A 3,523-nucleotide genomic window follows, 5' to 3' on the forward strand; every position below is an offset into this window, starting at 1 on the left:
GGGGGGGGGGGGGGGCGGGGGGGCGGGGGGGTGGGGGGGCGGAGCAGGGGGTGTCCCGGGGGGGGGGGGGGGGCGGGGGGGGGGGGCCCGGGGGGGGGGGGGGGGGGGGGGCGCGAGCCTACGCGCGGGGCAGGTCCTGCCCGCGCGGCACGGGGCGGCGGGAGGGGTGCACGGGCCACGGCGAGGTGGCCGGGCGCAGGGTGGCCCAGCCTGCGCGGCGGGCGGCGTCGGCGGCGAGCAGCGCCACGACGGCGCCAGGGTTCTGCACCCGGCCGGCGAGGACGTCGGCGACGGCCTCGTCCAGCGGGACCCAGGCCGTGACGATGCCGGCCTCCTCCTCGCTGCGCGTGAACCGGTCGTCGACGTGCACCTGCTCGACGTCGCGGGCGAGGAACACCCGCTGCGCCTCGTCGGAGCCGCCGGGCGAGTTGAGGAAGTCGACGAGGACGTCGTAGCGGCCGGCGCGCACGTCGACCTCCTCCCACAGCTCGCGGGCCGCGGCGTCGACCGGCTCCTCGTCGGCCATGTCGAGCAGCCCGGCGGGCAGCTCCCACAGCTCGCTGCGCACGGGGTGGCGGTACTGGCGCAGCAGGAGCACCCGCTCCTCGTCGTCCATCGCCAGGACGCTCACCGCACCGGGGTGCTCGAGGTACTGGCGGACGACCGTGTGCTCCTCCTCGCCCGCGCCGTCGTCGGAGAGCCGGACGGTGTCGGCGACGACGTCCCACTTCATGCCCTCGACGAGCCGCTCGTGGGCGACGACGGGCCGCGGGGCGTACCGGTCCTCGGGCACGTCAGGCCCCCGCGACCAGGGCGGCGGCGTCCTGGGCGGCCGGGTCCAGGGCTACAGAGGGGCCCGCGCCGTCGGCCCGCAGGTCGAGCCGCTCCTCGGCCTGGCGGCGCAGCGCCGCCGCGACGAGCCCGGCGAACAGCGGGTGCGCCCGGGTGGGGCGGGAGCGGAACTCCGGGTGGGCCTGCGTGCCGACGTAGTACGGGTGGACCTCGGCCGGCAGCTCGACGAACTCCACGAGCGCGCCGTCGGGCGACAGGCCCGAGAAGACCAGCCCGGCCGCGGCGAGCTGCTCCCGGTAGGCGTTGTTGACCTCGTAGCGGTGGCGGTGCCGCTCGACGCAGGTCGGCGTGCCGTAGACGCCGGCCACGACGCTGCCGGGGGCCAGGTGCGCCGGGTAGGACCCGAGGCGCATGGTGCCGCCCAGGTCGCCCTCGCCGGCGACGATGTCCTGCTGCTCGGCCATGGTCGCCACGACCGGGTGCGGGGTGCCGGGGTCGTGCTCGGAGCTGCTCGCGCCCTCCAGGCCGACGACCGAGCGGGCGTACTCGATGACCATGCTCTGCAGGCCGAGGCAGAGACCCAGGGTCGGTACCCGGTTCTCGCGCGACCAGCGCAGCGCCCCGAGCTTGCCGTCGATGCCGCGGATGCCGAAGCCGCCCGGCACGCACACGGCGTCCACGCCCTCCAGCGCGCGGTGGGCACCCTCGGGGGTGTCGCAGGTGTCGGCGGGCACCCAGCGCAGCCGGACCCTGGCGTCGTTGGCGAAGCCGCCCGCCCGCAGGGCCTCGGTGACCGAGAGGTAGGCGTCCGGCAGGTCGGTGTACTTGCCGACCAGCGCCACCTCCACCGACGACGAGGGCCGGTGCACGCTGCCGAGCAGCTGGTCCCACTCCGTCCAGTCGACGTCGCGGAACGACAGCCCGAGCCGGCGCACGACGTAGGCGTCCAGGCCCTCGGCGTGCAGCACCTTGGGGATGTCGTAGATGGACGGCGCGTCGATCGCGGCGACCACGGCCTCGACGTCGACGTCGCAGGAGTTGGCGATCTTGCGCTTGACGGAGTCCGGGACGTGCCGGTCGGCGCGGCAGACGATGGCGTCGGGCTGGATGCCGATGCTCCGCAGCTGGGCGACCGAGTGCTGGGTCGGCTTGGTCTTCTGCTCCCCCGACGGGCCGATGTACGGCACGAGCGAGACGTGGACGAAGAAGACGTTGTCGCGGCCGACGTCCTGGCGGACCTGGCGCGCGGACTCCAGGAACGGCAGGGACTCGATGTCGCCGACCGTGCCGCCGATCTCGGTGATGATGACGTCCACGGCCGGGCCGGCCTTGGCCCGCATCCGGCGCTTGATCTCGTCGGTGATGTGCGGGATGACCTGGACGGTGTCGCCGAGGTACTCACCGCGCCGCTCCTTGGCGATGACCGTCTGGTAGACCTGGCCGGTCGTCACGTTGGACGCGGCGTCCAGGTCGGTGTCGAGGAAGCGCTCGTAGTGCCCGATGTCCAGGTCGGTCTCGGCGCCGTCCTCGGTGACGAACACCTCGCCGTGCTGGAACGGGTTCATCGTGCCGGGGTCGACGTTGAGGTACGGGTCCAGCTTCTGCATGACCACCCGCAGCCCGCGTGCCCGCAGGAGCCGCCCGAGGCTCGAGGCCGTCAGCCCCTTCCCCAACGAGGAGGCGACGCCTCCGGTGACGAACACCTGCTGCGTGACCCCGCGCTCCACCACGGAGTTCCACGCTATCAGCCGGAGCGGGCACGGCCGCCTCCCCGCGGCCGGCGAGGGTGACCGGGCAGCCGGCGCCGCTCAGGCCCCCCGGCCGGGCCGGGCCGCGCGGGCCTCCGCGTAGGCCGCGAGGACGTCGACCGCCACGTCGTCCTCGTCGGGCAGGGACCGGGCCCGCTCCCCCGCGGCCTCGGCCAGCCGGGACGCGCGCGGCGGGTCGCTGAGCAGGAGCGCCACCTCGGCGGCGAAAGACTCCAGGTCGCCGGCCGGGACGAGCACGCCGGTGTCGCCGAGCAGGTCCGGCACCCCGCCGACGGCGGTGGCCACGACGGGCAGGTGGGCCCGCATCGCCTCCTGCACGCTGAGCGCCGGGGCCTCCCAGCGGGAGGTGAGGACGAACACGTCGGCGGCGTGCATGAGCTCGCCGATGTCGTCACGGGCACCCAGCAGCCGGACCGGCAGCCGGCCCGCGGCGATGGTGCGCCGGAGCCGGGCCACGGCGGGCACCGCGCCGACCCCCACGAGGAGCACCTCGGGCGTCGGGTGCAGGCTGCGCCAGCGCCGCGAGGCCTCCAGCAGCAGGTCGTGGTCCTTCTCGGGCACGATCCGGCCGACGGCGAGGATCCACGGCACGTCGACCTCCAGGCCGAGCTCGTCCGCGAGGCGGCGCCGCAGCGCCCCGCGGTCCGTGCGCGGGGCCGGCACGGACGGGGCCGCGACCGGGGACAGGCGCGCCCGGACGGCCCCCACCGCGCGCGACCGGGCCAGCACGTCGGCGCTCGGGGCGAGGGTGACATCGCTGGAACGGGCGACCAGCCGGGCGCCCGCCCCCACGGTGACCCGTCCGGACGCGCCCGCCGACGGCAGGGCGTGCCAGGTGGTGACGAGCGCAGGCCGTGGCCGGACGAGCCGGACGGCGAGCGCGGCGACCGCGCCGGCGCGGAAGCCGTGGGCGTGGACGACCTGCGCGGGCCGCTCGTGCAGCGCCTGCCGCAGGGCCGAGG

At 76.4% G+C, this 3,523-nt stretch carries 3 protein-coding genes; all 3 read right to left on the reverse strand.

What is annotated here, in order from left to right; translation table 11 throughout:
• Positions 1–118 precede the first annotated feature (118 nt).
• Positions 119–733 (reverse strand): NUDIX domain-containing protein, encoded by a 615-nt coding sequence (locus WCS02_RS09365; protein ID WP_340292338.1) that lies wholly within the window; start codon positions 731–733, stop codon positions 119–121.
• Between the two features lie 61 nt (positions 734–794).
• Positions 795–2,540: a CTP synthase gene (locus WCS02_RS09370; protein WP_376984044.1), complete on the reverse strand. Its 1,746-nt coding sequence runs from the start codon at positions 2,538–2,540 to the stop codon at positions 795–797.
• Between the two features lie 60 nt (positions 2,541–2,600).
• Positions 2,601–3,523: glycosyltransferase family 4 protein (locus tag WCS02_RS09375; protein WP_340292336.1), on the reverse strand; the 923-nt coding region annotated here is incomplete at its 5' end.

Origin of the sequence: Aquipuribacter hungaricus (assembly GCF_037860755.1) — a bacterium.
Taxonomy (GTDB): domain Bacteria; phylum Actinomycetota; class Actinomycetes; order Actinomycetales; family JBBAYJ01; genus Aquipuribacter; species Aquipuribacter hungaricus.

Coding starts and splice junctions, on each gene's coding strand:
- WCS02_RS09365 (WP_340292338.1), bottom strand. CDS start 733: ATGAAGTGGGACGTCGTCGCCGACACCGTCCGGCTCTCCGACGACGGC.